Origin of the sequence: Roseomonas aerilata DSM 19363, assembly GCF_000711725.1 — a bacterium.
Classification (GTDB): Bacteria; Pseudomonadota; Alphaproteobacteria; order Acetobacterales; family Acetobacteraceae; genus Roseomonas; species Roseomonas aerilata.
Genome location: NZ_JONP01000006.1, coordinates 245,115 through 271,666, shown reverse-complemented (window position 1 = coordinate 271,666; position 26,552 = coordinate 245,115). Strand labels below are relative to the sequence as shown.

The following is a 26,552-nucleotide window of genomic DNA, read 5'->3' as shown; positions in this document are numbered from 1 at the left end:
CCAGCGGCCCCTTGGCCGCCCGCGCCACCTGCTCGGCGGCGGCGAAGACGTAGCTGAGGTCCGCATGCCCGTCGCCGCGGCGGGACGGCGTGCCGACGGCCAGGAACACGGCGTCGGCCCCGTTGATCGCCTCGTCGAGGTTCGTGGTGAAGCTCAGCCGCCCGTCCCGCGCGTTCTCCTCCACCAGCCGGTCGAGGCCGGGCTCGTAGATCGGGATGCGGCCGGCGCGCAGCGCCTCGACCTTCGAGACCTCCGTATCGACGACGCAGACGTCGACGCCGAATTCTGCGAAGCAGGCCCCCGAGACAAGGCCGACATAGCCAGCCCCAATCATTGCGACGCGCATGCGATTCCTCAGTCCGGCCCCGGAGGGGGCGTTGCGGCGGCCCTTCCATAAAGCCCCGGCCCCGCGCGGTCGATACGACTGCGCGGTCGATCCTCAAGCTGTGTTCGAAAAGCCTTCGAATCGATCAAGCCAATTCGCGCCAGCCTGGCCGCCGGAACGCACCTCCTGGCGGGCGGGCCCGGACACCGCGGATCCGGCTCCGGGCCTCCCGGTTCAGGACATGTATTTCGGCAGGAAGGACCGCACCGCATCGGCCAGGTCCGGCCGCTTCAGCGCGAAGGCGATCTGCGCCTCCAGGAAGCCCGCCTTGTCGCCGCAGTCGAAGCGGCGGCCCTGGTAGCGCAGTCCGTGGAAGGGCTGGGTGCCGATCATCTTGGCCATGCCGTCCGTCAGCTGCACCTCGCCGCCCGCGCCCTTCTCCATGGCGGCAAGGAAGCCGACCACTTCCGGCATCAGCACGTAGCGCCCGATGATCGTGAGGTTGGAGGGCGCCTCCTCCACCTTCGGCTTCTCGACCAGCCCCTTCACGGAGACGAGCCGGCCCTTGTCCTCGGCCACGTCGAGCACGCCGTACTTGTTCACGCGCTCCATCGGGACCTCCTCGATGGCCACGACGTTGCCGCCGGTCTCCATGTAGGCGTCCGCGAGCTGCTTCGTGCAGGAGACGTCGCACTGCATGAGGTCGTCCGGCAGCAGGATGGCGAAGGGGTCGTCGCCGATGAAGGTGCGCGCGCACCAGATCGCATGGCCCAGCCCCATCGGCACCTGCTGGCGCACGGTGGTGATCGAGCCGGGCTGCAGCGCGGCGGCGCGCAGCTCCTCCAGGATCGTGTTCTTCGCGCGCTCCGCCAGCGTCCGCTCCAGCTCGTAGGCAACGTCGAAGTGCTCGACGATGGCGGTCTTGCCGCGCCCCGTGATGAAGCAGAACTGCTCGATGCCAGCCTCCCGCGCCTCTTCCACCGCGTATTGGATGAGGGGCTTGTCGACGATCGGCAGCATCTCCTTCGCGAGCGCCTTGGTGGCGGGCAGGAAGCGCGTCCCCAGGCCGGCGACCGGAAGGACTGCCTTTTTCAATGGCTTCAGCACGGTCTGCAGTTCCTCATCTTCTTCGTGACCGGAGATGTGGCATGGCCCGCCAGGGTTGGGAATGCCAGCCGCGCAGCCCCCTCAGCCCAGCAAGGTGTCGCGCGCGGCGTTCAACCGCGCCGCCAGCCATGCGGAGCCGCCTGCATCGGGATGGGCGGCGCGCATCAACCTTGCGTGGGCGGCACGAATCTCCGCCTCCGTCACCCCTTCCGACAGGCCCAGGATCGCCAGCGCCTCCGCCCGCGCGGAGGTGGCGCCGGGCGGCGCGGCCGAATCCGGGGGCTCGCGCCATCCCGGATGGGCCCGATCCAGCCAGGCCTCCACCAGGGGCACGCTCTCCGGATCCTCCGCCGCGGCCTCGGCCAGCAGATCCCGCAGCGAGGCGAGATCGAGCGCCGAGAGATCCCACCCGGCCCAACGTCCCCGCAGGACGCGGCCGGAGAGCGTGCCAGAGGCCGGATCCAGCCGCATCGAGAGCATGGTGGTCTCCACCACGTCCGGCACCGCGCCGCCGAGCGTACTGGGCGGCTGCCGCGCCTTCCACCAGCGCCAGGCCGCCGGGCCGAAGAGCGCCAGCGCCCAGATGATCTGCCCCGCCCGCCCCGTGACGAGCAGCACCGCCACGAGCACGAGGCCAAGCCCGGCCAAGGTGCCGGCGAGCACGGTCTTCACCTGCCCCACGCTGGCGGCGCTGAAGGCGCGCAATCCGCCGGCGGCGAGCGCCAGCAGGAGCGCGCCGGCCGCGAGCCAGATCATCGCCCCGCCCCCCGCGCGCCTGGGCCAGCGAGCTGGGCCAGCAGTCCGCCCGCGCCCGGCAGCCTCGCCAAGGCCTCGTGCCCGCCGGCCGCGAAGGCCGCGGCGCCGCGCAGCAGGTCGGCCAGCGTCCGCGGGCTGCGGGGGTCGAAGGGCGCCCAGGCACCGCCGGACCGTGCGGCAATGCCCTTGAGCACCGGCGTCGCGCCGGGGTCGTCGCCCTCCTGAAACACGAAGGCTGGGACACCCCGCGCGCCGAGCCGCCCCGCCGCGGCCAGGATCGCGTCCGGCTCCTCCTCCACGGCATCGCCGACGAAAACGAGGGCGTGCAGCCGCTGCGTTGCCGCCTCGGATTCCGCGTGTCGCAGCAGCCGCAGGATCTGCGTGTGCCCGCCCCGGCACTCCACCCCCGTCATCCGGGCGGCCAGCATCGCCGCGTCGGCCAGGAAGGGCGTCGCCATGAACTCCCCGTGGCCGCGGTAGTAGGCCAGGCTAACGGTCAGCCGCCCGGCGGCCGCGCCAAACATCTCCGCCTGCACGTGGCAGGCCCGGTCCCAGGTCGGCTGCCGGCTCGCTGTCGCGTCCACCGCGAAGACCAGCCGCGCGGGGGAGGGGGCGGGGCGGAGCGCCGGCACGCCCGCCGCCCGCTGGAGGAAGGCGGAGACGGCGCTGCTGGAACGGACGGGGACGGGCGGCTGGGCCATGACGGGAACATGGTGCGTCCCCTCGCGCAACGGAACAGCGGCGTCGGCATGCACGAGTGGCGCCCTGGCACCGCATCGCCTAGCTTTCGGTGACTAAAGGAGACCTCTGTACAGATGCGCCGCCGTCACCTGCTTCTTGCGAGTTGCCTTGCTCTGCCCGTCGCGCTCGGCGCCCTCGCCCAGGCGGAGGGAGAGCGCCAGTTCGACGCCGCCGTGGCGCGCCTCCGCGCGGGCATGGGCCCCGACGGCACAATCGAGTGGGCCAGCCGCAGCATCGACCCCGTCACCGGTCGCGTCCGCCTCCAGGGCGTCACCCTCCGCCACGGCACGGAGCGCCTGATGGCGGGGGAGGCCACCCTGGAGAACCTGGCGCCGGACCGCGTCGGCAGCGCCGTGCTGAACAACGTCCGCGTCGAGGCGCCCGGCACCGGCGGCACGAAGGACCCGATGGTCGCGACCGCCGCGCGTGTCACCTTCTCCGCCCTCGTCCTGCCGGCCCTCGCCGGCGGTCCGGCGGTGGACTGGGCGGCGGCGTCGGCCGAGGGAGCGACGCTCGAGGCAGTCCGCGTGGAGACGCCGGGGGTCGCCGAGGCTGAGCTCGGCCGCTTGCAGCTGTCCGGCTACTCCCCGGGCAGCCTGCGCGAGGTCACGGCCGAGGGCTTCACCTTCACCGACCGCACGGACGGCGTGACGAGGGCGCGGATCGGCCGAGCCCGCCTCGCCGGCGCCACGGTGCCGCGCGTGGGCCAGCCCTTCGACCCCTGGGCGCTCGCGGCCGACACCGCCCTCGTCGAAGGTGCGGAGATGAGCAGCGAGCGGGACCAGGTGGCCTTCCGCCTCGGTCGCACGGGGTTCGACGGCTGGGGGGAGGGACGGCTCTCCTCGATGTCGATGGACGGTCTCTCCATCGAGGGCGATTCCACCACGGGCGGCCGCTTCGAGGCGCAGGTCGGCCGCATCGCCTTCGCCGGCGTGGCGGTGCGCGACATCGCCTATGCCGTGGCCAACAACCTGAACCCGCCGCAGGGCGCACCCGGCCAGGACCAGTCCGGCTCGATCGAGGGCATCAACTTCACCCTCGCCGGCGACCAGGTGCTGCGCATCGACGCCATCCGCGGCCTCAACACCTGGGACGGCACCGCCCCCGGCACGGAGATCGGCCGGCTTGCGGTGGAGAACCTGACCCTCGACCTGCCCGACGAGTTCGGCGGCGAGATGCTCGACGCGCTGGGCTACAAGGTCATCCAGGGCGGCCTTGGGGTGGACACGCGCCTAACCCGCAAGGACGGGCACCTCGTGGTGGACCCCTTCTTCATCCAGGCGAACGGCATGGGCCGCCTCGGCCTGACAATGGATATCCGCGGCTTCGACGTGCCGGTGCCGGGCACGCCCTCGACCGACGACCCCTTCGCGATGATGGCGAACTGGTCCGCGGCGGGGATGAGCCTGCGCTACGCGGACCAGGGGCTGCTGCGCACCCTGATCGCCAAGCAGGCCGCCGAATCGAACGTGCCGGAGCGGCAGCTGCGGGACAGCTACGCCCAGATGGCGCTCCGCACCCCGCTGCCGGGTGCCGGGCGCGGGCGCGAGGCCGCCGGCGTCACCCGCGTGCGGGAGGCCTTCGCGAGCTTCGCGCGGGACCTCGGCACCATCGAGCTGACGATCCGCCCGCCCAAGCCCGTGCCCTTCCTCCAGGCGGTGGGCTTCGTGGGCATGCCGCCCGACCAGGCCGTGCGCGAGCTCGGCCTCACCGCCAAGGCCACCCCGCCGGCGCGCTGAGCGACGCCCCAGGGGCGCGCTGAGCGCGCCCGCGCCGCCGTCAGCCCGGATGGGCGGCGGCGAGGGCCGAGAGGTTCACGATGCCCCGTGCTGTGGTGGTCGGCACCATCACGTGCACGGGCTTCCTCATCCCGAGCAGCATCGGCCCGAGCTGGAGCCCGTCCGCCGCGGCCTTGAGCAGGTTGTAGGCGATGTTCGCCGAATCGAGGTTCGGGAAGACGAGCAGGTTGGCCGAGCCCGTCAGCCGCCCGTCCTTGATCGCCCGGTCCCGGATAGCCGGCTCCAGCGCGGCGTCGGCGTGCATCTCGCCATCCACCTCCAGGGTCGGGTCGCGCTCCTGGATGAGCTTCAGCGCGCGGCGCATCTTGCGGGCCGAGGGCGCGTCGGAGGCGCCGAAGGAGGAGTGGGAGAGCAGCGCCACGCGCGGCGTCGCCCCGAAGGCGCGCACCTGCTCCGCGGCCAGGTGGGTCATCTCCGCCACCTGCTCCGCGTCCGGGTCCACCAGCAGGTGGGTGTCCACGAAGAATAGCGCGCCCGCCGGCAGGATCACGCCGGTCATGGCATAGACACGGCCCACATCCGGCCGCTTACCCACGATGTCGAAGGCCTGGTGCCAGTGCGTCATCCACTCGCCCGTGCCGCCGACGATGGCCGCGTCCACGCGCCCGGTCTCGAGCAGCATGGTGGCGGCGACGGTCGGGCGGGTGCGCAGAGACCGCGCGGCCGCGTCGGGCGGGATGCCGCGGCGTCCCACCTTGGCCTCATAGATCGGCAGCAGCGCTTCGGTCAGCTCGGTATCGACCCCAGGGTCGATCACCGTCACGCTGCCCTCGAGGTCCATCCGCAGGCCCATGCCGCGGACCTTTTCGGTGATCACCTCCCGCCGGCCGATCAGCACGGGCTCGGCGATGCCCTCGTCGAGCACGGTCTGCACGGCGCGCAGCGTCCGCTCATCCTCACCCTCGCCATAGGCGATGCGGTGGCCGGCGTTGCGGGCCGCGGCGAAGACCGGGCGCATCAGGTCGCCCGAGCGGAAGACGAATCGCTCCAGCTCCCGCTTGTAGGCGCCGAAATCGGCGATAGGGCGGGTGGCGACGCCGGAATCCATCGCCGCGCGGGCCACCGCCGGCGCGATCTCGAGGATCAGGCGCGGGTCGAAGGGCTTGGGGATGATGTAGTCGGGCCCGAAGATCGGTGCCTGCCCGCCATAGGCCGCGGCCACCACCTCGCTCGCCTCCACGCGGGCGAGGCGCGCGATGGCCTCCACCGCCGCGACCTTCATCTCCTCGTTGATCGTGGTCGCGCCGGCATCGAGGGCGCCGCGGAAGATGAAGGGGAAGCAGAGGACGTTGTTGACCTGGTTCGGGTAGTCAGACCGCCCCGTGGCCACGATCGCGTCCGGCCGCGCGGCGCGCACGGCCTCCGGCAGGATCTCGGGCTCGGGATTGGCCAGCGCCAGGATCAGCGGGCTCGGCGCCATCCCCGGCAGCCACTCCGCCTTCAGCACGCGCGGCGCCGAGAGGCCGAGGAAGACGTCCGCGTCGGGCAGGGCATCGGCCAGGGTGCGGGCGTTCGTCGCGCGGGCGTAGCGCGACTTATAGGGGTCCATCAGGACCTCGCGGCCCTCATAGACCACGCCCTCGATGTCGCAGACCGTGATGTTGTCGCGCCGCGCGCCCATTTCGACCAGCAGGTCGAGGCAGGCGAGCGCCGCCGCGCCGCCGCCGGAGGTCACGATCTTCGCGTCCGAGATCTGCTTGCCCTGAAGCAGCAGCCCGTTGCGGACGGCTGCGGCCACGATGATCGCCGTGCCGTGCTGGTCGTCGTGGAAGACCGGGATCTTCATCCGCGCCCGCAGCGAGCGCTCGATCTCGAAGCACTCCGGCGCCTTGATGTCCTCGAGGTTGATGGCGCCGAAGGAGGGCTCCAGCACCGCCACGGCCTCAATGAACCGCTCGGGGTCGCGCTCCTCCACCTCGATGTCGATGGAGTCGATGTTGGCGAACTTCTTGAAGAGGACCGCCTTGCCCTCCATCACCGGCTTCGACGCCAGCGCGCCGATGGCGCCGAGCCCCAGTACCGCCGTGCCGTTGGTGATCACCGCGACCATGTTGCCGCGCGTCGTGTACTCATAGGCCTTGGAGGGATCGCCCGCGATCTCCATGCAGGCCGCGGCCACGCCGGGGGAGTAGGCCAGGCCCAGGTCGCGCTGGGTAGCCATGCGCTTCGTCGGCTCGATGCTCAGCTTTCCCGGCCTCGGCAGCCGGTGATAGTCGAGCGCAGCCTTGCGGAAATCCTCGTCCATCCCGTCGTTATGGCGCCGCGTGCGGCCCGGCGCCAGCGGGGAACCGGCACCCCCCGCGGGACGTTCGCCCCTGGTATTCCAAAAGGAGGCGGCAATGGCGGAACCATCCGGCAGCAAGCGCATCATGCGCCCTGGCGACGAGGCGCCGACGGGAACGCCGGGCACGGACGAGGTGGTCTGCCCGGAATGCGAGGGCGCGGGCGAGCTGATCGGCAAGCCCTGCATCGCGTGCAACGGCACGGGCATGGTGAACCGCCGGCCGGAGAACCGTGAGAGCGCCTGAGAGGAAAGGCTTCGTCGGGAACCGCTGGGCGCGCCCTCTGGGAGGGGGGCGCCCGCCGCGCTACATGGCGCGGGCAGGGGGCCTGCTGGCCCCCGCGACAGGCGGGAAAAGAAGTGGTGCGGTCAAGAAGATTCGAACTTCCACGGGGTTTCCCCCACCAGCACCTCAAGCTGGCGCGTCTACCATTCCGCCATGACCGCAGGCAGGGGCCGGCGTATAACCGATGAGCGCGGCGGCAGCAACGGGGGTACCGAAAATCATCTCACCAAATTCTGCGCCCACCATCGAAGCGGCGGCGCCCGTCGCCTGGCTCATCTCCGAAGGTCGCGTGACAGTACCCGAAGCCCTGGCCGCGATGGAGAGCCGCGTCGCCGGCATACGCGCCGGCACCGCTGCCGAGGCCGTCTGGCTGGTGGAGCACCCACCCAGCTACACCGCCGGCACCTCCGCGAGGCCTGACGGCCTGCTCGACAGCCGCTTCCCCACCTACGAGGCCGGGCGCGGCGGGCAGTGGACCTATCACGGCCCCGGCCAGCGCACCGCCTACGTGATGCTCGACCTCACCCGATCCCACGGTGGCGTCGCCGCCCGCGACGTGCGCGCCTTCGTCCACGGGCTGGAGGAGTGGATGATCCGCGCGCTCGACCGCTTCAACGTCCGTGGCGAGCGGCGGGAGGGAAGGGTAGGCATCTGGGTGCAGGACCGCACCGCCGGCACCGAGTCCAAGATCGGCGCCATCGGCGTGCGCGTCTCCCGTTGGGTCTCCTGGCACGGCATCGCGCTGAATGTGGAGCCCGACCTGTCGCATTTCGGCGGCATCGTCCCCTGCGGGATCAGCAACCACGGCGTGACCAGCCTGCACGCGCTCGGTGTCACCGCGACGATGGAGGAGGTCGATTCCGCCCTCCGCGCCGCTTGGGAGGAGGTCTTCGGCGACTGAGCGGCGCGCGGAAACCCTTCGTCACGCCCTTATCGCTCGCCCGTTGGATGAAGTGGCCGTAATGCTACGGTGTCACCCGTAGCAGGACACAGCATTGCCCGAACACCACGCGCCGCTCATCGCCATCATCGCCATCGGCCTCCTCCTGGCCTTCATCCTGGGCATGCTCGCCCACCGGGTGAAGGTCTCGCCACTGGTGGGATACCTCATGGCGGGCGTCGTGGTGGGTCCCTTCACACCCGGCTACGTGGCCGACCAGGACTTGGCGAACCAACTCGCCGAGATCGGCGTGATCCTGCTCATGTTCGCCGTCGGCCTGCACTTCTCGCTGAAGGACCTGATGGCGGTGCGCGCCATCGCCCTACCGGGCGCCATCGGGCAGATCGCGGCGGCAACGCTGATGGGCATGGGGCTCGGATGGTTCCTCGACTGGGGAATCGGCGGCGGGCTCGTCTTCGGACTCGCCCTCTCCGTCGCCTCCACCGTGGTCCTCATCCGCGCCCTGCAGGAACGCCGCATCACCGACACCGAGCGCGGCCGCATCGCCATCGGCTGGCTGATCGTGGAGGACCTGGCGATGGTCCTCGCCCTCGTCCTCCTGCCGGCGCTGGCGCCGGTGCTGAAGGGGGCGGCGGCGCTCTCGCTCGGTGACCTGGCGCTCACCCTCGCCATCACCCTCGGCAAGGTCGCGGCCTTCGTCGCCATCATGCTCGTGGCCGGGCGCCGCGCGATCCCCTGGGTGATGCACTATGCCGCCCATACCGGCTCGCGGGAGCTGTTCCGTCTGGCGGTCTATGCCATCGCGCTCGGCGTGGCCTTCATCGCCTCGGAGCTGTTCGGCGTCTCCTTCGCGCTGGGCGCCTTCTTCGCGGGCATGGTGATGGGCGAGAGCCAGCTCTCCCAGCGCGCGGCGGAGGAGGCGATGCCGCTGCGCGACGCCTTCGCGGTGCTGTTCTTCGTCTCGGTCGGCATGCTGTTCAACCCGGGCGTGCTCCTCAGCGCGCCGCTGGCGGTGCTGGCGGTGGTGGGCATCATCGTCCTCGGCAAGTCGGCCGTCGCCTACCTCATCGTCCGCGCCTTCGGGCACCCGTCCGGCACGGCGCTGACCATTTCGGCCAGCCTCGCGCAGATCGGCGAGTTCTCCTTCATTCTCGTCGGGCTAGGCGGCAGCCTCGGCCTGCTACCGCCGGAGGGAAGGGACCTTGTCCTCGCCGGCGCGATTCTCTCGATCCTGATCAACCCCTTCCTCTTCGCGCTCGTCGAGAAGCGGCGCGGCGTGGTGGCGGCACGCGTCGCCCGCGCCGCGGCGGAGGCGGCGCCCGCCCCGGCGCCGCTCCCGCCCGCCGAGGTCGCGCAGCCGCCGGTGGAGCCGGAAGACCCCGCCGAGGCGCTGCCGGCGATGTCCGACCATGACGTGGTCGTCGGCTACGGCCGCGTCGGCTCGCGGGTCGTCGCCGGGCTGGTAAGGGCCGGGCGCCCGGTGCTCGTCTTCGAGGATGCCGAGGCCGGCGTCGCCGCTGCCCGGGCCAAGGGACTGCCCACCGTCCTCGGCAACGCCGCCGACCCCGAGGTGTTGGCCGCCGCCGGGCTTCCCGCCGCGCGCCGCCTCTTCGTGACCGTGCCCGAGGCCTTCGAGGCCGGGCAGGTGGTGGAGCAGGCCCGCGCGCTGAACGCGGCGCTGGAGATCACGGCCCGGGCCCATTCGGACGCGGCGGCCGAGCACCTCGCGCGGCTTGGGGCGAACCATGTCGTCCTCAGCGAGAGCGAGGTTGCCCGGCGAATGCTGCGCGGCGTGCCGGAAGAGGCCTGAACGAGAAAGGGCGCCCCGAGGGGCGCCCTTCATGACGGCACGATGCGGCCGGGGTTCAGCGCCCGTCGCGGAAGTCGCTCTCGCGCCAGGAGCGGTCCTTGCGGTCGCCGCCCACCGACTCCGGCCGGCGCTGGCCTTGCCCACCGGGGCGGCCCTGCCCACCCGGCCGGCCCTGAGACTGGCCGCCGCCCGGGCGACCCTGCCCCTGGCGCTGCGGGGCCCCGCGGCCACCACCGCCGAAGCCGCCGCCGTCGCGGCGCGGGCCGCGCTGCTGCTGGCGGGAGGGCGGACGCGGCACGGGGCCGGTCGGGATATCGCCCTCGGCCGGCACCTGCTGGCGCGTCAGCTTCTCGACGGCGCGCAGGTAGGCGACCTCGTCCGGTGCCACCAGCGCCACCGCCTCGCCCGAGGCGCCCGCGCGGGCCGTGCGGCCGATGCGGTGCACGTAGGTCTCGGGAACCTCCGGCAGGTCGTACTGGATGACATGCGTCACGCCATCCACGTCGATGCCGCGGGCGGCGATGTCGGTCGCCACCAGGATCGGCGCGGTGCCGCGCTTGAAGGCGTCCAGCGCCCGCTCGCGCTGGCCCTGGCTCTTGTTGCCGTGGATGGCGCCGGCGTTCAGCCCATCCTGCTCAAGCTGCTTCACGATGCGGTCGGCACCGTGCTTCGTGCGGCTGAACACGAGCGCGCGGCCCACGCTCTCGCCACGCAGCAGGTCGGCCAGGATGGCGCGCTTGCCGTCGGCGCGGGTGTGGATCACGCGCTGGTTCACCCGCTCCGCCGTGGTGGCGACGGGCGTCACCTCCACGCGCACGGGGTCGGGCATCAGCTCGCGCGCCAGCTTCGCGATGTCGTCCGGCATGGTCGCCGAGAAGAACATCGTGTGACGCTGCTTCGGCAGCATCGCCGCGAGCTTACGGATCTGCGGCCAGAAGCCGCGATCGAGCATCTGGTCGGCCTCGTCGAGCACCAGCACCTCGATTCCGTCGAGCCGCACGGCGCGCTGGTTGATGAGGTCCATCAGCCGCCCCGGCGTCGCGATGAGGATATCGACGCCCGTGGACATCGCCCGCTTCTGCGGGTTCTCCGGCACGCCGCCGAAGATGATGGCGGTGCGCGGCCGGATGTGGCGGCCATAGGCGCGCACGCTCTCATGGATCTGGGAAGCGAGTTCCCTCGTCGGCGAGAGGATGAGCACGCGGCAGGTGCCGGCCGGCATGCGGCGCGGGTTGTTGGCAATGTGGTTGAGGATCGGCAGCGAGAAGGCCGCCGTCTTGCCCGTGCCGGTCTGGGCGATGCCGAGCACGTCCCGCCCGGAGAGCGCGGCGGGAATGGACTGGGCCTGGATCGGGGTGGGGGTGGAGTAGCCCTCTTCCTCAAGCGCGCGCAGCAGCGGCGCGGCGAGGCCGAGTTCGTTGAACTGTGTCATGGATTCCAATCGGGGCAGCCCATCCCGGGTTGCCTGAGGCGGGTGGAGGCGCCCCGCGTGTCCGGTCGCATCCAAGGGTATCGGAAGGTCTGACGCCCCGGTCAGGGCCGCGCGCCTCATTGCGCGGGGCGGCCGTCTCACGCGGCCGGGGCGTGGCCGCGGCATGGGGCCGGGCACGGGGATGATTATGGGAGTTTTCGTGCTGCACTGCAAGATGAAACCTCCCTCGTTACGAAAAGGGGGCTGACGTGCAGGCGCCCGGCATCAGCGCCACCATGGGGAAGGTGCCGTCCTCGGCCGCTTGACCGGCGAGGCCGCCACAGCCACCACCGGCGAATGGGACGGCAAGAACTCCACCACCTTCCAGCCGCCCGGCGAGGCTGGCGCTGGCGGCTCGCGCAACTGGCGCTGGTCCTCCTGCTGCTCCCCTCCGCGCTGATCCTCGCCTACCGCTTCGTCCCGCCGCCGGTCACGCCGCTCATGCTCATCCGCGCCGTGCAGGGCTATGAGATGCGCCGCGACTGGGTGCCCCTCGGCTCGTTCGCCCCCGCCTTGGCCGAGGCCGTCATCGCCGGGGAGGACAACCGCTTCTGCACCGAGCCCTTCGGCTTCGACGTCGGCGCCCTGCGCGAGGAGGCCGAGGCCTGGTGGGATGGGGAGCGCCCGCGCGGCGCCAGCACCATCACCATGCAGACCGCGAAGAACATCGCTCTCTGGCCCGGCCGGGACCCGCTGCGGAAGGTGGCCGAAGCCTGGCTCACCCCGCAAATCGCCATCCTCTGGCCGAAGCGACGGGTGATGGAGGTCTATCTCAACGTCGTGGAGTTCGGCCCCGGCCTCTACGGCGCCGAGGCCGCCGCTCGGGCCTTCTTCAACAAGCCCGCATCGGCCCTGACCGGGCGCGAGGCGGCGCGGCTTGCGGCCGTGCTGCCCAGCCCGCTGAACTGGTCGGCTATCCGGCCCTCCGAGCGCGTGCTCCGACGCGCCGCCGTCATCGAGCGGCGCGTCGGCCAGCTCGGGCCGCTGCTGGATTGCGTGCGGTAGGCTTCAGCCCGTTCCCGCGTCGTCAGTCTTGCCGCTCTCGGCCAGTTCGCGCAGTTCGCGGGAGCTGAGGCCCGCGGGCACGGAGCCCGAGAGGGTCCCGTCGCCCGCGTCCTCATGGGCCTGGTCGGTGGGCGCGCCGCCCTGGGTATGGGTTTCGTCGTCAGTGGAGGGCTTGGGGGCGGGACTCGGCTTGTCGCTCATGGTCGGCTCCTCGGTTCCAGTTAAGGGAACGCGGCGAGGAGCCGGCGGATGCCCCGTCAGAGGGTCGGGCGCTTGTGGAAGCCCGGTTCCTCCGGCAGCGGGCCGAAGCTCTCCTCGATCACATCCACCCGCGCGCCGGGCGGACCGCGTCGGGCGGCGAGCAGCACGGCGCCGACCGCGTCCTCCTCCCCGGCCAGCAGCGCCTCCACCGAGCCGTCCGCCCGGTTGCGCACCCAGCCGCTGAGGCCCGCCGCCGTCGCCTCCGCCACCAGCCAGGCGCGGTAGCCGACGCCCTGGACCCGGCCGCGAATGCGCAGCAGCCGGGGTGTCACCGGGAGAGTTCCAGCAGGCGCGCCGCGAGGGCGATGTCGGCTCCGATCCGCACGCGCCGCGCCTCGGCCTCGGAATCGGTGCCCCAGAAGGATTCCTGGTAGGTCTCGTCGATCATCGCCAGCCGGTGCGCCTCCGCCACGTCGATCCGCCCCGCTGAGAGCGCGAGGCCCAGCACGAGGCTTCCCATCGCCGGCACCGCGATGCCGAGCGCCGAAAGGCCGAAGGGCGAGTGCGCGGCCACCGCCGCATGCAGGGCGCGCAGCGAATCCGGTGACTGCCCGACATGGACGATGCCGGTCGTCACCCGCAGCGGCGCGTCGTGCTGCAGCGCCGCCCAGTCGAGGATCGGCTGCCAGTTCTCGGCCTGGATCGCCGCGAGCCGCCGGTCCTCGGCGCGGTAGCAGAGAAGGTCGCTCTCCCCGTACTCGGCGATGGCGGCGGCGCTCGGCGCCGGGTCGGGCGCGATGCGGTCCACGGCCGTGCCGACGAGGCGGGTAAGCGGCACCTCCTCCATCGACATCTCGTTGCCCTTGCCGCCGCCAGCCGTGTCCCACTCGGCCGCCACCGCTTCCGCCAGCGGCCGGCTGGGCAGGTGCAGGGTGGTGCCGCCCGGCAGGCGCAGCGGGCGGCCATCGAGGGCGATGCCCCAGCCCTGTTCCACGGGCTGGACGGCGGCTTGTTCCCAGAATCGCTTCATGCGCCGCAAGTGGGGTCGCAGGGGGTGGGCTGGCAAGTTGGCCGGTGGGGAAGGATTTCGCCCCGCCCGGAGAAGGGCAGGGAGGAGCCCGCGGCGCCTTGCCGTGGCGGCATGCATGTCGGCCAGGGGCGTCCAGGGAGGGCGATGAGGTTTGACGTGGCCATGAACGGTTGATATCAACATTATCCAGAGGAAGCGCCTGCGCAGACAGGCCAGGAGGGGATCAGCATGCTCGCGAGCACCTATCTTTTCTTCGACGGGACCTGCGAGGAAGCCTTCACGCGGTACCAGCAGATCCTTGGCGGCCGCATCACCGCGATGCTTCCTGCCCGCGGCACCCCGGCCGAAGCGGGCATGCCCCCCGGTTGGGAGGACAAGATCATGCACGCCTGCCTGGACCTCGGCGGGACGATGCTGATGGCGTCGGACGCCCCGCCGGGCTGCGGCTCCCCGCCAGGCGGTTTTTCCGTCAACCTCATGCCGGAAACGGCAGCGGAAGCGGAGCGCATCTTCGCCGCCCTTTCCGAAGGGGGCGCCGTGCGCATGCCGCTGGAGAGCACCTTCTGGGCGGAGCGCTTCGGGATGCTCGTGGACCGCTTCGGCGTGCCCTGGATGATCAACTTCGCCGGGCAGGCCGGCGAGGGCGCCGTGACCTGCGCGCGCGAGGCCGAGGCGGCCGGCGCCCCCTAGACGAGGAAGCCGGCGCGCAGCGGGTCACGCTCGTTCACGAAGATCGTGTTGATCCCGTGGGTGCGCGCCCAGCCGGCGATGCTCGGCACGATCGCGGCGTGGTTGCCGACCACCGCCCGGTCCTCCACCCGGCCGTCGAAGAGCGTCCCGATGATGCTCTCGTGGATGAACTCGTCGCCCACATCCAGCCTTCCCCGCGCGGCGAGCTGCGCCATGCGAGCGGAGGTTCCCGTGCCGCAGGGCGAGCGGTCCACCGCGCGGTCGCCATAGAAGACGGCGTTGCGGGCGTGCGCCCGGGCATCGCGCGCCCGCCCCGTCCACATGACATGGCTGACGCCGGCGATGGTGGCGTCCTCGGGATGGACGACCTCGACGGCCGCGTTCACTCGGCGCCGCAACTCCGGACTCAGCCGCAATACGTCATCGGCCGAGAGGTCCTCGAGCCCCGCGAAGCCGGGCTGCGGCTCCACGATCGCGTAGAAATTGCCGCCATAGGCGATGTCCACCCGCAGCCGGCCCATTCCCGGCATCTCCACCTCCACCTCCGGCACTGCGAGGAAGGAGGCGATGTTGCGGATGCGCACGCTGTCCACGTGCTCCCCGCGGCGCTCATAGGTGGCGACGATGCGCCCCGCCGGGGCATCGAGCCGGAGCTCCCCCTCCCGCGCCGGGCGGGCCAACCCGTTCTCGATCGCCATGGTCACCGTGCCGATCGTGCCGTGCCCGCACATCGGCAGGCAGCCCGAGACCTCGATGAAGAGGATCGCGACGTCGCAATCCTCGCGCGTCGGCGGGTAGAGGATGGAGCCGGACATGACGCTGTGCCCACGCGGCTCGAACATGAGGGAGCGGCGCACCCAGTCGTGGCGGGCGAGGAAGTCCTGCCGCCGCTCGCTCATCGTCGCGCCGCGCAGATGCGGCGCGCCGCCGGTGACGAGCCGCACGGGATTGCCGCAGGTATGCCCGTCGATACAGGAAAAGGTGTGGTTGCCGGCCGGTACCGGCATTTCGATCCCCTGCATCCCGGACTCCCCCTATAGCGGGCTCAAGCTATAGGAGGGATCGGGCGGGAAGCACAGGCGGGGGCGTCAGACCTCGAAGCTCTCTCCCACCGCCGCCACGCGCACGCGGCCGGCCTGGTCGCCCATCTCCCGCAGGAAGTCGTCCGGCGACTGCGCCAGCGGCGGGAAGGTGCCGTAATGGCAGGGCAGCACCACCGGCACATCCGGCAGGAAGCGCCGCATGGCCAGCGCCGCGCCGCGCGCGCCCATGGTGAAGCGGTCCCCCATCGGCACCATCGCGACCTTCGGCCGGTACAGCTCGCCGATGATTGCCATGTCCGAGAACACGTCCGTGTCGCCCATGTGATACACCACCGGCTCCGAGGCCGACTTTGGCGAGATCACCACGCCGTTCGGCAGGCCGAGATTGTGCAGCACGCCGTTCGCATCCATCTCCGCCGAGGAGTGGAAGGCGATGGTGAGCGTGACGCTGAACTCGCCCTGGTCGGTTGTGCCGCCCGTGTTCATCGGGTCCGTCGCCGCCACGCCCTTGCGGCCGAGGTATTGGCACAGCTCGACGTTCGTCACGAGCTTCGCGCCCGTCGCTTTCGTGATCGCGACGGTATCGCCGACATGGTCCGCATGCCCGTGCGTCAGCACGACATGGGTGGCGCCCTTCGAGGCCTGCTCCACCGTTCCCGTGAAGGTCGAGTTGCCTGTCAGGAAGGGGTCGATCAGCACGACGGACGACCCGAACTCCAGGCGGTAGGCTGAGTGCCCGAACCAGATGATCTTCATGGCTGCTCCTTGCCGAAAGCTCCGCCCGATGTAGCGGAGCGTGGCGCGGTGAGCCACCCTGCGGCGCCCGCCAGGCCTATCCCGCGTCGCTCCCCATCTGACCGACCTCTTCCGGGCCACCCGTTTCCTTCAGGATCGGGCTCTCGCCCAGCGGCTTGCCGCTGAATGCCCCGAGCACCAACGGATCGAGCCCTCCACCCCCACGGGCAATCAGCTGGTGCAGTTCATCCCGCATCACGCGGGTCCAGAAGGACCCGATGTGGTCCGCGATGCCCGCCCGGGCTTCCTCCGCCGGATAGGAGCGGAAGAAATCCGCGATCCCGTTCGCCATGCGGACCAGCTTCTCTTCCTTGTCGCTCACGCGCGCGCCGTCTCCCTCACGCGGTCCATTCCGTGAAAGACCGACACCGCATCCCGCCGCGCGACCGCCACCAGGTTCATGTCGAGCGCCCGCGCGCGGTCGAGCGCGAGGGCCGTGGGCGCGGAAATCGCGACCAGTGTGCGCGCGCCCATCGCGGCCGCCTTCTCCACCAGTTCGAAGGAGCAGCGGCTGGTCACGACCACGAAGCCCTCCGCCGCTGCAATGCCGCCGCGCATCACCGCGCCCACGAGCTTGTCGAGCGCGTTGTGTCGCCCGACATCCTCGCGCACCGCGAGCAGCGTGCCGTCGGCCGCGGCGAAGGCGGCGGCGTGCACCGCGCGCGTCTCGTCGTTCAGCGGCTGCGCGGCCTCCAGCGCCGCGAGCGCGTGCCGGATGGCCGCAATGTCGATCATGGGGGCCGGTGCCGCCGGACGCGCGGCCTGCGGCATCTGGTCCAACTCCTCGATGCCGCAGAGCCCGCAGCCCGTGCGCCCCGCGATGGAGCGGCGACGCGAGAGATGCGCGCTGAGGTCAGAGGGCGCGAGCCGGATATCCAGCCGCAACCCGCGCTCCTCCGCCGCCACCATCACCTCGCGAATGCCGGCGGCATCGGCGACGATGCCCTCCGTCAGGCTGAAGCCGTAGGCGAAATCCTCGAGGTCGCCCGGCGTCAGCATCATCACCGCGAAAGGAACGGAGGAGTAGACGAGGCTGACCGGCACCTCCTCCGGCACAGCGCGGGTGCCGCGGCGGACGCTGCCATCCGCCCCCACCGCGAGCACCTCGGCGGGCCGGCTACTCGGCGGCAGGAACATCTGCCCTCACCTCGATGCGCTTCAGCCTCGCCTCGCCCTCGGCGAACCTCTCCTGCCAGGCGGAGGGCCGGTTCGTCCGCCGCACCTGCACCGCCGTCACCTTGTATTCCGGGCAATTGGTCGCCCAGTCCGAATAGTCGGTCGTGATGACGTTGGCGCCGGTCGAGGCGTGATGGAAGGTCGTGTAAACCACGCCCGGCTGCATCCGCTCGCTGATCCTGGCGCGCAGCGAGATGTCGCCGGACCGGCTCTCAAGCGAGACCAGCTCCCCGTCCTCGATGCCCCGCAATTCGGCGTCGAAGGGGTGGATCTCCAGCACGTCCTCCTCGTGCCAGCGACTGTTCTCCGTTCGCCGCGTCTGCGCCCCCACATTGTACTGCGAGAGGATGCGGCCCGTGGTCAGGATCAGCGGGAAGTTCACCCCCGTCCGCTCGTCCGTCGGCACGAACTCCGTGATCATGAAGCGGCCCTTGCCGCGCACGAAGCGGTCCACATGCATCATCGGCGTGCCGAGCGGCGCGTCCTCGTTGCAGGGCCACTGGAGGGAGCCGACCTCCTCCAGCTTGGCGTAGGAGACGCCCGCGAAGCTCGGCGTCAGCCGCGCGATCTCGTCCATGATCTCGCCGGGGTGGCGGTAATCCATCGGGAAGCCGAGCGCGTTGGAGAGCGCCATCACCCCCTCCCAATCCGCGAGCCCGCCCATCGGCGCCATTACCCGCCGCACGCGGTTGATGCGCCGCTCCGCATTGGTGAAGGTCCCGTCCTTCTCCAGGAAGGAGGAGCCGGGCAGGAAGACATGCGCGTACTTCGCCGTCTCGTTCAGGAAGAGGTCCTGAACGATCACGCATTCCATCGCCATCAGCCCGGCGGTGACGTGCTTCGTGTCCGGGTCGGACTGCGCGATGTCCTCCCCCTGCACGAAGAGGCCCTTGAACCGGCCGCCCACTGCTTCGTCCAGCATGTTCGGAATGCGCAGCCCCGGCTCGGGGGAGAGCGGCACGCCCCAGATCGCCTCGAACATCTCCCGCGTCGCATCGTCCGACACGTGGCGATAGCCGGAGAACTCGTGCGGGAAGGAGCCCATGTCGCAGGCGCCCTGCACGTTGTTCTGCCCGCGCAGAGGATTCACGCCCGCGCCCGGCTTGCCGATGTTCCCCGTGGCCATCGCAAGGTTCGCCATGGCCATGACGGTGGTGGAGCCCTGGCTGTGCTCCGTCACGCCGAGGCCGTAATAGATGGCGGCCGCCCCACCGGTCGCGTAGAGCCGCGCAGCCTCGCGCAGCATCCGCGCCGGCACGCCCGTGATCGGCTCCACCGCTTCGGGTGAATTCCGCTCCTGCGCGATGAAGCGAGCCCAGCTTTCGAACTCCGCGAGGTCGCAGCGCTCGCGGACATAATCTTCCGCGACCAGCCCCTCCGTCACCACGACATGCGCGATGGCATTGATCAGCGCGACATTCGTGCCCGGCAGCAGTTGCAGGTGGTAATCCGCCTTCACATGCGGCGTCCGCACCAGATCGATCCGCCGCGGGTCCGCCACGATCAGCCGCGCCCCCTCTCGCAGCCGCCGCTTCATACGGGAGGCGAAGACGGGGTGCCCGTCCGTCGGGTTGGCACCGATGACGAAGATCACCTCCGCATCCGCGACGGAGGCGAAGTCCTGCGTCCCCGCGGAGGTGCCGAGCGTCGTCTTCAGGCCGTATCCGGTCGGCGAGTGACAGACGCGCGCGCAAGTATCGACGTTGTTGTTCCCGAAGGCGCCGCGGATCATCTTCTGAACAAGGAAGGTCTCCTCGTTCGTGCAGCGGGAGGAGGTAATCCCCCCGATCGCGTCCGGCCCGAACTGCCGCTGGATCCGCCGCAGTTCGGAGGCCGCGTACCTCACCGCCTCCTCCCAGCTCACCTCCCGCCAGGGATCGGTGATCCGCGCGCGGATCATCGGCTTGGTGATGCGGTCCTTGTGCGTTGCGTAGCCGAAGGCGAAGCGGCCCTTCACGCAGGAATGGCCCTCGTTCGCCTTGCCATCCTTGTAGGGGACCATGCGGACGAGCTTGTCGCCCTTCATCTCCGCCTTGAAGGAGCAGCCGACGCCGCAATAGGCGCAGGTCGTCACCACCGAGTGCTCCGGCGTGCCCAGCGCCACCACCGACTTCTCGTTCAGCGTCGCCGTCGGGCAGGCCTGCACGCAGGCGCCGCAGGAGACGCATTCTGACCCCATGAAGTCCGTGCCGCCCGGAGAGACCTTCGATTCGAAGCCCCGCCTCTCCATCGTCAGCGCGAAGGTGCCCTGCACCTCCTCGCAAGCGCGGATGCAGCGCGAGCACGCGATGCACTTCGAGGCCTCAAAGGTGAAGTAGGGATTGCTCTCGTCCTTCGGCGCATCGAGGTGGTTCGCGCCGTCGTAACCGTAGCGCACCTCGCGCAGCCCAACCGCGCCCGCCATGTCCTGCAACTCGCAGTCGCCGTTGGCGGAGCAGGTGAGGCAGTCCAGCGGGTGGTCGGAGATGTAAAGCTCCATCACCCCCCGCCGGCGCTTGGCGATCGCCTCGTTCTGCGTGTGCACCACCATTCCTGCCTCGACCGGCGTGGTGCAGGAGGCCGGGAAGCCGCGCCGTCCCTCGATCTGCACGATGCAGAGGCGGCAGGAGCCGAAGGGCTCGAGGCTGTCGGTCGCGCAGAGCTTCGGAACCTTCGTTCCCAGCGTCATCGCGGCCGCCATCACGGAAGTGCCCTTCGGCACCGCCACGGTCTGCCCGTCGATGGTCAGCGTCACGGTGCTCTCGGCCAGCCGGATCGGCGTGCCGAAGTCGGTTTCCTGGATCAGGGGCATGCGTCCCGCTCCCTTACTCCGCCGCCTCGGGAAGGCGGCGTGCGGTGGCATCGAAATCCTCGGGGAAATGCTTCAGCGCGCTGCCGACAGGAACGGGTGTCAGCCCGCCCATGGCGCAGAGCGAGGCGTCGGTCATCACCTCCAGCAGGTCGTCCAGCACGGCGAAGTTCTTCGCCGTTTCCACGCCCGCCGTGATGCGGTCGATCACCTCCACGCCGCGCACGGCGCCAATGCGGCAGGGCGTGCACTTGCCGCAACTCTCGGCCGCGCAGAACTCGAAGGCGAAGCGCGCCTGGCGCGACAGGTCCACGCTGTCATCGAACACCGTCACGCCACCATGGCCCAGCAACCCGCCCGCGCGCGCGAAGGCCTCGTAGTCCATGGGCGTGTCGAGCAGGCTTTCGGGAAAATAGGCGCCGAGCGGCCCGCCCACCTGCACCGCACGGAAGGGCCGCCCCGTCGCGGTGCCGCCGCCCCACTCCTCGATCACCGCGCGCAGCGGCAGGCCGAAGGGCAACTCCACCAGCCCGCCCCGCCGCACGTTGCCCGCGATCTGCACCGCCAGCGTGCCGAGCGAGCGGCCAGTGCCGAAATCCGCATAGGCCTTGGCCCCATGCTCCATGATCCAGGGCACGGCGGCGAAGGAGAGCACGTTGTTCACGACCGTCGGCTTACCGAACAACCCCTCGATCGCCGGCAGCGGTGGCTTCGCCCGCACCACGCCGCGCTTGCCCTCCAGTGAGTTCAGCAGCGAGGTCTCCTCGCCGCAGATATAGGCACCGGCACCCACCCGAACTTCCATGTCGAAGGCATGGCCGGAGCCGCGAATGTTCTCGCCCAGCCAACCCGCGCGCCGCGCCGCGAGGATCGCCGCCCGCATCGCCCGCACCGCATGCGGGTACTCCGAGCGCGTGTAGACGTAGCCCTTGGTCGCCCCCACCGCGACGCCCGCGATCGCCATCCCCTCGATCAGCAGGAAGGGATCGCCCTCCATCAGCATCCGGTCGGCGAAGGTGCCGCTGTCGCCCTCGTCGGCGTTGCAGACGACGTATTTGCGGCCTCCCTCGGCCAGCCGCACCGTGTTCCACTTGATCCCCGTGGGGAAGCCCGCGCCGCCGCGCCCGCGCAGCCCGGAGAGCTTCACCTCGTCCACAATGGCCTCGCCGCTCATCGCCAGCGCCTTCGCGAGCCCCGCGAAACCGCCATGCGCGACGTAGTCCCCGGCCGAGGAGGGATCGACGACCCCGCAGCGCGCAAAGGTGAGCCGCGTCTGCCCGGCAAACCAGGGGTGCTCGTCCGGTCGCCCGATCCGCAGCGGATGCGCGCCGCCCTCCAGCATCCCGGCGTCGAGTAGCCCCGCCACGTCGCCCGCCCGCACCGGGCCGTAGCCGATCCGCCCTTCCGCGGTCTCCACCTCCAGCAGAGGCTCCAGCCAGACGGCGCCGCGCGACCCGGTCCGCACCACCTCCAGCACCACGCCACGTCGCGCAGCCTCAGCCCGCAGCGCGCGCAGCACGGCCTCGGCGCCGAGCGCCAGGGCGGCCGCGTCCTGCGGCAGGTAGATCCGCGTCATGCGCGCTGCGCCTCCGCCACAACCCTGTCCAGCGCCAGGTCGTCCAGCTGCGCCATCGGCTCGCCATCCAGCAGCGCCGCCGGGGCGCAGGCGCAGAGGCCGAGGCAGAAGGCCGGCTCCAGCGTCAGGCTGCCATCCGCCGTGGTGCCGTGCCATTCCAGCCCCAGCCGCCGCATCAGCCCGGCCGAGAGCGCCTCTGCCCCCATCGCCTGGCATGCCTCCGCGCGGCAGAGCTTCAGCACGTGCCGACCAGGCGGTGTCGCTCGGTAATCGTGATAGAAGGTGACGACGCCGTGCACCTCGGCGCGCGAAAGGTTCAGCGCCTCGGCCACCAGCGGCACGGCCTCGTGCGGCACGCAGCCGAACCTCTCCTGCAGTGCGTGCAGGATCGGCAGCATGGCTCCCTCAAGCCCTGCATGATCGGCGATGATCTCGCTGGCGAGGGCATCATCCCAATGAGGAGTAGGGGCGGGGCCGCGCGAAAGGGTGGCGCCGGGCAGCATGCTTCGCCTTCAACTCCAGTTCCTTGAATCGCGCGATTCTCCGGATCGTCCCTTCCCGGATCAAGGCGCTATTTCCGTGCTGCGATAGAAAATTCCTATCAAAACAGCGCTGCGCCGCTCGTTGCTTCCTGCGCTGCCGCCAGCAGGGCGGCGGTCAGGGGCGGGGTTGGGTCCTGCTGCGGCACGACGAGCCCGATCCGGTACTCAGCGTCCGGCGAGACCAGCGGGATGGCCTGCAGCCCGGCCGCAGAGCCGAGCGTGTTTGCCACGCTCTCGGGCAGCACCGTCATCCATTCCCCGCTGCGAACATGGGCGATCAAGGCGACGATCGAGTTTGATTCGACGGTTGCCGTTGGCTCCACCCCGGCCTGCTGCATCAGCCGGTCCATGATCCGTCGGTTCTGCATGTCCGGCGTCAGCAGGCAGAGCGATTCCCCAGCCAGTTCCGCCCAGGCCACCGAGGACCGCCCGCTCCAGCGCGAACCCGCCGGCACCACCAGCCGGTAGCGCTCGGTCGAGAGCGGTACGCTCCGCACCGAGCCCAGCGGCTCATTGCCGAGATAGGTGATGCCTGCATCCGCCTCGAAGCTGGCGAGCATGTCCGCGATGGCCTCCGAGGTGTGCGAGAGGATGGTGAAGCGGATTCCCGGGTTGCGCCTGCGGCAGGCGAGCGTCAGCAGCGGCACCAGCGCCAGGGCCGTGGGGACCACCGCCAGCCGCAGGTGTCCGGCCAGGCCGCCGCGCGCCACCTGCAACTCCTGCCGCATCGCCCGCGTGTCGGCCAGCATCCGCTGGCCCCAGGCGACGACCTTCTCCCCCTCCGGCGTCAGCCGCTGGAAGCGTGAGGAACGGTGCACCAGCAGCACCCCCAGCTCCGCCTCCAGCCCCTTGATCCCCGCCGAAAGCGTCGGCTGCGCCACCCCGCAGGCCTCCGCCGCGCGCCGGAAGTTCCGCTCCCGCGCGACGGCGACGAGGAATCCGAGCTTGTCGAGCATGCATCCTCCCGCCGCGCATGAGAGGGGCGCCCGCCAGGGCTGGCAAGCGGCACCGGCCTGGGGTGGCTACCTGGCGGTCCAGGGCTATGGTCCCGCCCGGACCAAGGACCAGCCCATGAAGCGCCGCGCCCTCCTCTCCCTCGCCGCCCTCGCGCCCGCCGCCCCGCGCGCCGCCCGCGCCCAGTCCCGCTGGTCGCCGGACGGGCCCGTGCGGCTGGTCGTGCCCTTCGCGCCCGGCGGCTCGCAGGACGTGCTGGGCCGCCTCCTCGCCCAGGCCGCCGGCCCGATCCTGGGGCAAACCGTGCTGGTGGAGAACCGCGCCGGCGCCGGCGGCGTGCTGGGCGCCGAGGCCGTGGCCCGCGCCGCACCAGACGGGCAGACGGTCCTCCTCGCGACCGCCGGCCAGCTCACCATCGCCAAGGCCATCGGCCGCCACCTGTCCTACGACCCCATCGCCGACTTCACCCCGGTCCTCCTCCTCAGCGACAGCCCCGTGGCGCTGCTCGCCGCCCCACAACTGAACGTCGCGGATGCCCGGGGCCTGCTGCGCCTGGCGCGAGAGGCGGCGCGGCCGCTGCCCTATGCCTCCACCGGCATCGGCACGAACACGCACCTCATCATGGAGGACCTGAAGGCGCGCGAGCACCTGAACCTGGAGCACGTGCCCTACCGGGGTGCGGCCGGGGCCTTCAACGACCTCGCGGCCGGGCGGATCGCGACGATGTTCGTCTCCGTCCCCTCCGTCCTCGCCGCTGGCGGGGCGGGGTTCAAGGTGGTCGCCGTCACCTCGCGCGAGCGCTTCCCCGCCACGCCCGACATCCCCACCCTCATCGAATCCGGCGTGCCGGATTTCGAGGCGAGCATCTGGACCGGCCTCTCCGCTCCCGCCCGCACCCCGGCCCCGGTCGCCGCCCGCCTGGCGGAAGCGTTCCGCGAGGCCATGGCGACGGACCTCGTCCGCTCCCGCCTCGACGTGCTCGGCGTCACTCCCAACGGCGCCGATGGCGCGGCCTTCGGCGCCCTGCTGCGGGAAGACCTCGCCCGCTGGACCCGCGTCGCCGCCCCGCTCGACATCCGCCTCGACTGAAGCGGCTCAGCCCCGCCCGTATCCGGCGGCCAGCGCGGCCTCGATCCCCGCGGGGTCCAGCCCATCCAGCAGCGGGTTCCGCCGGAGGTCGCGCCCCCAGAGCGCCTCCAGCGCCGTGACCACCGCCTCCGTCACCGGCATGGCAATCCCCCGCCCGCGCGCGAGCCAGAGATAGAAGGAGAGCCCGTAGGGCACATCCTCCGTCACGTAGCGCGTCTCCATCTCCGCCGGGCCCAGTACCGCGCCCCGCGTCTCCGCGATCCGCGCCGCCATCTCCGCCAGCGGCCCGAGCGGCACGCCGTTGGCCCGGTGCAGCGATTCCTCCAGGCTCAGCACCGGGAGGCCGAAGCACGCCGCCAGCGCCGCGCGCTCATTCGCCAGCGCCTCCATCATCCGGCAGGCGGCAGGCGTCATCAGCCCGTATTGAGGCCATCTCTCCGCCCGCTCGATCCGCGTGACGTTCGTCAGCGCCAGCACCGCGTGGATGATCGGGTTGGCATTGCCGATTCCCGCGCCCAGCACGCCGATCGCCGGGCTCGCATGGCCGAAAAGCGCACTCGCCAGCGCCCCCATGGCCGCCGCGTCGCCCTCCGGCACCGCCGCCACATCCACCGCCGCCCTCACGGCGGCAACGAGAACCCGCCCTGGCGCCCGGCGCCGCGCCGTCGCGGGCGTGGTCGCCATGGCCCCGATCGGCGCGCGCCGCGCCAACACGCCGCGCGCCGCCAGCATCCGGTCCAACGCCAGCGGCGCGAGCGAGGCTGCGGGCGAGATCAGCAGTGGCAGTCCCGCCGGCAGCGCCGCAGCGATCCGCGGCAGCAGGTCCGGGAAGGCGTAGGCCGGCACCGCCAGCAGCGCGACCTCCGCCCCTGCCAGCGCCTCCGCCAAATCCCCTGCCACTCGCAGCGGAAAGTGCCCGGTGAGCGCCCCCTCCGCCTCCATCCCGCCCTCGATCCCCGCCGTGCCGCGGCCGGAGGGCGACCAGATCGTCACCTCATGCCCGCGCGAGGCCGCCAGCACCGCCGCCGCCGGCCCCACTGCGCCCGCCCCCAGCACGCTCAACCGCATCGCCTATCCTCCTCGCCGAGGCCGCCGACCAGAACCCGCCCGATCGCAAGCCCACCTTTCCGCCCCGGCCCGGTTCCTGCCTAATCTTCCGCCGATCTCGCTGGAAGCACCGCCCCATGACCATCCCGCGCCGCAGCGCCCTGATGATCCCCGCCGCCCTCGGCCTCTCCCAAGCCGCCCGCGCACAGACCCCGGCCCCCACCGGCCCCTGGCCCAACCGCCCCGTCCGGATCATCGTCCCCGCGCCGGGCGGCGGCGGCACCGCCGACACCCTCGCCCGCATCTTCGCGCAGGAGCTGGAGAAGCGCGTCAACCAGCGCGTCCTCATCGACAACCGTGGCGGCGCAAACGGCAATATCGGCGCCCTCGCCGGCGCCCGCGCGGCACCGGACGGCTACACCATCCTCTGGTCCTGGGCGGGGACGATGGCCACCAACCCCGCCCTCTACAAGGACCTGCCCTTCGACCCCGAGCGCGACTTCGAGCCCGTCGTCCTCGTCGGCAACGTCCCGAACGTGCTTGTCGTGAACAAGGAACTCGGCCCGCGCACGCTGGAGGATTTTGGCGCTTATGCCCGCGCGCATCCGAACGCGATCAACTTCGGCTCCACCGGGAACGGGTCCTCGATGCATCTGGCGGGGGAGCTCTACAAATCCCTTAGCGGTGCGCAGATGACGCACGTGCCCTACACCGCGCCCGCCGCGGCGGTCACGGACCTCCTCTCCGGCCGCATCCAGGCGATGTTCAATCTCATCACCGGCGTGGCGCCCCAGGTGCGCGCGGGCGCGGTGACGCCCATCGCCGTCCTCTCCCCCGAGCGCGCCCCGCAACTGCCGGAAGTGCCGACCACCGCCGAACTCGGCATGCCCGGCCTCGTCTTCGGCACCTGGTTCGGCCTCTTCCTGCCGAAGGGAACCGACCCCGCCCTTCTGCAACAGCTCAACACCCTCTCGAACGAGGTCCTGTCCGATCCCGAGGCGCGCGCCCGCTTCGAGGCCGCCGGCATGGCAACCCTGGGCGGCACGCCGGAACGATTGGCGAGCTTCCTGCACGCGGAAATCAGGAGCCACGCGGCGCTGGTGCGGGCCTCGGGTGCGCGGAACGAGTAGCGGAGGGGG

The 26,552-nt window shown here is 71.4% G+C and carries 26 protein-coding genes and 1 tRNA gene; 8 read left to right on the top strand and 19 right to left on the bottom strand.

Annotated elements, in window-relative coordinates:
- The 4 genes from BO39_RS09650 to BO39_RS09635 form a co-directional block, all read right to left on the bottom strand.
- Nucleotides 1-346: 3-hydroxyacyl-CoA dehydrogenase NAD-binding domain-containing protein (locus tag BO39_RS09650; protein WP_043832340.1), on the bottom strand; the 346-nt coding region annotated here is incomplete at its 3' end.
- Between the two features lie 213 nt (nucleotides 347-559).
- On the bottom strand, nucleotides 560-1,432 hold the full coding sequence (gene galU / locus BO39_RS09645; protein ID WP_043832338.1) for a UTP--glucose-1-phosphate uridylyltransferase GalU: 873 nt from the start codon (nucleotides 1,430-1,432) through the stop codon (nucleotides 560-562).
- An 81-nt stretch (nucleotides 1,433-1,513) separates the two neighbouring features.
- Nucleotides 1,514-2,188: a J domain-containing protein gene (locus BO39_RS09640; RefSeq protein ID WP_043832336.1), complete on the bottom strand. Its 675-nt coding sequence runs from the start codon at nucleotides 2,186-2,188 to the stop codon at nucleotides 1,514-1,516.
- Nucleotides 2,185-2,889, bottom strand: coding sequence for a vWA domain-containing protein (locus BO39_RS09635; protein ID WP_043832333.1), 705 nt, complete (start codon nucleotides 2,887-2,889; stop codon nucleotides 2,185-2,187). Before BO39_RS09635 ends, BO39_RS09640 begins: the two co-directional genes overlap by 4 nt.
- A gap of 114 nt (nucleotides 2,890-3,003) precedes the next feature.
- On the opposite strand from BO39_RS09635, the gene BO39_RS09630 reads away from it, so the two are divergent.
- On the top strand, nucleotides 3,004-4,668 hold the full coding sequence (locus BO39_RS09630) for a hypothetical protein (protein ID WP_043832331.1): 1,665 nt from the start codon (nucleotides 3,004-3,006) through the stop codon (nucleotides 4,666-4,668).
- Nucleotides 4,669-4,708: 40 nt separating this feature from the next.
- Here the strand turns inward: BO39_RS09630 and BO39_RS09625 are convergent, their stop codons facing one another.
- A complete protein-coding gene (locus BO39_RS09625) occupies nucleotides 4,709-6,973 on the bottom strand; it encodes an NADP-dependent malic enzyme (protein WP_043832329.1) in 2,265 nt (754 codons plus the stop codon).
- 94 nt (nucleotides 6,974-7,067) lie between these two features.
- Between BO39_RS09625 and BO39_RS09620 the strand changes: the two genes are divergently transcribed.
- A complete protein-coding gene (locus tag BO39_RS09620; protein WP_043832327.1) occupies nucleotides 7,068-7,256 on the top strand; it encodes a hypothetical protein in 189 nt (62 codons plus the stop codon).
- Between the two features lie 114 nt (nucleotides 7,257-7,370).
- Here the strand turns inward: BO39_RS09620 and BO39_RS09615 are convergent.
- Nucleotides 7,371-7,456 (bottom strand) — tRNA-Leu (locus BO39_RS09615).
- A gap of 23 nt (nucleotides 7,457-7,479) precedes the next feature.
- Here BO39_RS09615 and lipB point away from each other — a divergent pair.
- Both lipB and BO39_RS09605 read left to right on the top strand, forming a co-directional pair.
- Entirely contained in the window at nucleotides 7,480-8,196 is a 717-nt protein-coding gene (gene lipB, locus BO39_RS09610) for a lipoyl(octanoyl) transferase LipB (protein ID WP_084697987.1), read from the top strand.
- Nucleotides 8,197-8,290: 94 nt separating this feature from the next.
- Nucleotides 8,291-10,006, top strand: coding sequence for a cation:proton antiporter domain-containing protein (locus BO39_RS09605; protein WP_043832325.1), 1,716 nt, complete (start codon nucleotides 8,291-8,293; stop codon nucleotides 10,004-10,006).
- A 55-nt stretch (nucleotides 10,007-10,061) separates the two neighbouring features.
- Here the strand turns inward: BO39_RS09605 and BO39_RS09600 are convergent, their stop codons facing one another.
- Nucleotides 10,062-11,438 (bottom strand): DEAD/DEAH box helicase, encoded by a 1,377-nt coding sequence (locus BO39_RS09600; RefSeq protein WP_043832488.1) that lies wholly within the window; start codon nucleotides 11,436-11,438, stop codon nucleotides 10,062-10,064.
- Between the two features lie 336 nt (nucleotides 11,439-11,774).
- On the opposite strand from BO39_RS09600, the gene mtgA reads away from it, so the two are divergent.
- A complete protein-coding gene (gene mtgA, locus BO39_RS09595) occupies nucleotides 11,775-12,482 on the top strand; it encodes a monofunctional biosynthetic peptidoglycan transglycosylase (protein ID WP_052401862.1) in 708 nt (235 codons plus the stop codon).
- Between the two features lie 3 nt (nucleotides 12,483-12,485).
- On the opposite strand, the gene BO39_RS09590 is transcribed toward mtgA, so the two are convergent.
- The 3 genes from BO39_RS09590 to BO39_RS09580 are packed head-to-tail and all read right to left on the bottom strand — an operon-like array spanning nucleotide 12,486 to nucleotide 13,713.
- Nucleotides 12,486-12,683 (bottom strand): hypothetical protein, encoded by a 198-nt coding sequence (locus tag BO39_RS09590; protein ID WP_043832323.1) that lies wholly within the window; start codon nucleotides 12,681-12,683, stop codon nucleotides 12,486-12,488.
- A 56-nt stretch (nucleotides 12,684-12,739) separates the two neighbouring features.
- Nucleotides 12,740-13,015, bottom strand: a complete 276-nt coding sequence (locus tag BO39_RS09585) for an acylphosphatase (protein ID WP_043832321.1) — start codon at nucleotides 13,013-13,015, stop codon at nucleotides 12,740-12,742.
- On the bottom strand, nucleotides 13,012-13,713 hold the full coding sequence (locus BO39_RS09580; RefSeq protein WP_043832319.1) for an ATP12 family chaperone protein: 702 nt from the start codon (nucleotides 13,711-13,713) through the stop codon (nucleotides 13,012-13,014). Before BO39_RS09580 ends, BO39_RS09585 begins: the two co-directional genes overlap by 4 nt.
- Nucleotides 13,714-13,941: 228 nt before the next feature.
- Here BO39_RS09580 and BO39_RS09575 point away from each other — a divergent pair, with 228 nt between their 5' ends.
- Complete coding sequence (locus tag BO39_RS09575) at nucleotides 13,942-14,403, top strand: VOC family protein (RefSeq protein WP_084697986.1); 462 nt, start codon at nucleotides 13,942-13,944, stop codon at nucleotides 14,401-14,403.
- Here the strand turns inward: BO39_RS09575 and BO39_RS09570 are convergent.
- The 8 genes from BO39_RS09570 to BO39_RS09535 all read right to left on the bottom strand — a co-directional run bounded on the left by BO39_RS09570 (nucleotide 14,400) and on the right by BO39_RS09535 (nucleotide 23,279).
- Nucleotides 14,400-15,425 carry a 4-hydroxyproline epimerase gene (locus BO39_RS09570; RefSeq protein ID WP_245615056.1) on the bottom strand — a complete coding sequence of 342 codons (1,026 nt, stop codon included), beginning with the start codon at nucleotides 15,423-15,425 and terminating at the stop codon, nucleotides 14,400-14,402. The two genes, BO39_RS09575 and BO39_RS09570, sit on opposite strands and share 4 nt — an antisense overlap.
- Before the next feature lie 66 nt (nucleotides 15,426-15,491).
- On the bottom strand, nucleotides 15,492-16,202 hold the full coding sequence (locus BO39_RS09565; protein WP_043832317.1) for a metal-dependent hydrolase: 711 nt from the start codon (nucleotides 16,200-16,202) through the stop codon (nucleotides 15,492-15,494).
- A gap of 76 nt (nucleotides 16,203-16,278) precedes the next feature.
- On the bottom strand, nucleotides 16,279-16,563 hold the full coding sequence (locus tag BO39_RS09560; RefSeq protein WP_043832315.1) for a formate dehydrogenase subunit delta: 285 nt from the start codon (nucleotides 16,561-16,563) through the stop codon (nucleotides 16,279-16,281).
- On the bottom strand, nucleotides 16,560-17,378 hold the full coding sequence (gene fdhD / locus BO39_RS09555; protein ID WP_043832313.1) for a formate dehydrogenase accessory sulfurtransferase FdhD: 819 nt from the start codon (nucleotides 17,376-17,378) through the stop codon (nucleotides 16,560-16,562). The genes BO39_RS09560 and fdhD overlap by 4 nt, the downstream gene beginning before the upstream one ends.
- A complete protein-coding gene (gene fdhF, locus BO39_RS09550) occupies nucleotides 17,359-20,208 on the bottom strand; it encodes a formate dehydrogenase subunit alpha (RefSeq protein ID WP_043832310.1) in 2,850 nt (949 codons plus the stop codon). Before fdhF ends, fdhD begins: the two co-directional genes overlap by 20 nt.
- 13 nt (nucleotides 20,209-20,221) lie before the next feature.
- The gene (locus BO39_RS09545) at nucleotides 20,222-21,781 is read right to left on the bottom strand and encodes an NADH-ubiquinone oxidoreductase-F iron-sulfur binding region domain-containing protein (protein ID WP_043832308.1); all 1,560 of its coding nucleotides are present in this window, start codon (nucleotides 21,779-21,781) and stop codon (nucleotides 20,222-20,224) included.
- The gene (locus BO39_RS09540) at nucleotides 21,778-22,284 is read right to left on the bottom strand and encodes a formate dehydrogenase subunit gamma (RefSeq protein ID WP_084697985.1); all 507 of its coding nucleotides are present in this window, start codon (nucleotides 22,282-22,284) and stop codon (nucleotides 21,778-21,780) included. Before BO39_RS09540 ends, BO39_RS09545 begins: the two co-directional genes overlap by 4 nt.
- A gap of 98 nt (nucleotides 22,285-22,382) precedes the next feature.
- Complete coding sequence (locus BO39_RS09535; protein WP_043832306.1) at nucleotides 22,383-23,279, bottom strand: LysR family transcriptional regulator; 897 nt, start codon at nucleotides 23,277-23,279, stop codon at nucleotides 22,383-22,385.
- Between BO39_RS09535 and BO39_RS09530 the strand changes: the two genes are divergently transcribed.
- Nucleotides 23,278-24,366, top strand: coding sequence for a Bug family tripartite tricarboxylate transporter substrate binding protein (locus tag BO39_RS09530; RefSeq protein WP_052401861.1), 1,089 nt, complete (start codon nucleotides 23,278-23,280; stop codon nucleotides 24,364-24,366). The genes BO39_RS09535 and BO39_RS09530 overlap by 2 nt on opposite strands.
- A gap of 6 nt (nucleotides 24,367-24,372) precedes the next feature.
- On the opposite strand, the gene BO39_RS09525 is transcribed toward BO39_RS09530, so the two are convergent.
- Complete coding sequence (locus BO39_RS09525; protein WP_052401860.1) at nucleotides 24,373-25,434, bottom strand: NAD/NADP-dependent octopine/nopaline dehydrogenase family protein; 1,062 nt, start codon at nucleotides 25,432-25,434, stop codon at nucleotides 24,373-24,375.
- Between the two features lie 116 nt (nucleotides 25,435-25,550).
- Here BO39_RS09525 and BO39_RS09520 point away from each other — a divergent pair, with 116 nt between their 5' ends.
- The gene (locus tag BO39_RS09520) at nucleotides 25,551-26,543 is read left to right on the top strand and encodes a Bug family tripartite tricarboxylate transporter substrate binding protein (protein WP_052401859.1); all 993 of its coding nucleotides are present in this window, start codon (nucleotides 25,551-25,553) and stop codon (nucleotides 26,541-26,543) included.
- Nucleotides 26,544-26,552: the final 9 nt, after the last annotated feature.

Coding starts and splice junctions, on each gene's coding strand:
- BO39_RS09635 (WP_043832333.1), bottom strand. CDS start 2,889: ATGGCCCAGCCGCCCGTCCCCGTCCGTTCCAGCAGCGCCGTCTCCGCC.
- BO39_RS09570 (WP_245615056.1), bottom strand. CDS start 15,425: ATGCAGGGGATCGAAATGCCGGTACCGGCCGGCAACCACACCTTTTCC.
- BO39_RS09625 (WP_043832329.1), bottom strand. CDS start 6,973: ATGGACGAGGATTTCCGCAAGGCTGCGCTCGACTATCACCGGCTGCCG.
- BO39_RS09525 (WP_052401860.1), bottom strand. CDS start 25,434: ATGCGGTTGAGCGTGCTGGGGGCGGGCGCAGTGGGGCCGGCGGCGGCG.
- BO39_RS09545 (WP_043832308.1), bottom strand. CDS start 21,781: ATGACGCGGATCTACCTGCCGCAGGACGCGGCCGCCCTGGCGCTCGGC.
- BO39_RS09565 (WP_043832317.1), bottom strand. CDS start 16,202: ATGAAGATCATCTGGTTCGGGCACTCAGCCTACCGCCTGGAGTTCGGG.
- BO39_RS09520 (WP_052401859.1), top strand. CDS start 25,551: ATGACCATCCCGCGCCGCAGCGCCCTGATGATCCCCGCCGCCCTCGGC.
- BO39_RS09590 (WP_043832323.1), bottom strand. CDS start 12,683: ATGAGCGACAAGCCGAGTCCCGCCCCCAAGCCCTCCACTGACGACGAA.
- BO39_RS09580 (WP_043832319.1), bottom strand. CDS start 13,713: ATGAAGCGATTCTGGGAACAAGCCGCCGTCCAGCCCGTGGAACAGGGC.
- fdhD (WP_043832313.1), bottom strand. CDS start 17,378: ATGTTCCTGCCGCCGAGTAGCCGGCCCGCCGAGGTGCTCGCGGTGGGG.
- BO39_RS09600 (WP_043832488.1), bottom strand. CDS start 11,438: ATGACACAGTTCAACGAACTCGGCCTCGCCGCGCCGCTGCTGCGCGCG.
- BO39_RS09535 (WP_043832306.1), bottom strand. CDS start 23,279: ATGCTCGACAAGCTCGGATTCCTCGTCGCCGTCGCGCGGGAGCGGAAC.
- BO39_RS09530 (WP_052401861.1), top strand. CDS start 23,278: ATGCATCCTCCCGCCGCGCATGAGAGGGGCGCCCGCCAGGGCTGGCAA.
- mtgA (WP_052401862.1), top strand. CDS start 11,775: ATGGGACGGCAAGAACTCCACCACCTTCCAGCCGCCCGGCGAGGCTGG.
- BO39_RS09540 (WP_084697985.1), bottom strand. CDS start 22,284: ATGCTGCCCGGCGCCACCCTTTCGCGCGGCCCCGCCCCTACTCCTCAT.
- fdhF (WP_043832310.1), bottom strand. CDS start 20,208: ATGCCCCTGATCCAGGAAACCGACTTCGGCACGCCGATCCGGCTGGCC.
- BO39_RS09575 (WP_084697986.1), top strand. CDS start 13,942: ATGCTCGCGAGCACCTATCTTTTCTTCGACGGGACCTGCGAGGAAGCC.
- BO39_RS09620 (WP_043832327.1), top strand. CDS start 7,068: ATGGCGGAACCATCCGGCAGCAAGCGCATCATGCGCCCTGGCGACGAG.
- BO39_RS09640 (WP_043832336.1), bottom strand. CDS start 2,188: ATGATCTGGCTCGCGGCCGGCGCGCTCCTGCTGGCGCTCGCCGCCGGC.
- lipB (WP_084697987.1), top strand. CDS start 7,480: ATGAGCGCGGCGGCAGCAACGGGGGTACCGAAAATCATCTCACCAAAT.
- BO39_RS09630 (WP_043832331.1), top strand. CDS start 3,004: ATGCGCCGCCGTCACCTGCTTCTTGCGAGTTGCCTTGCTCTGCCCGTC.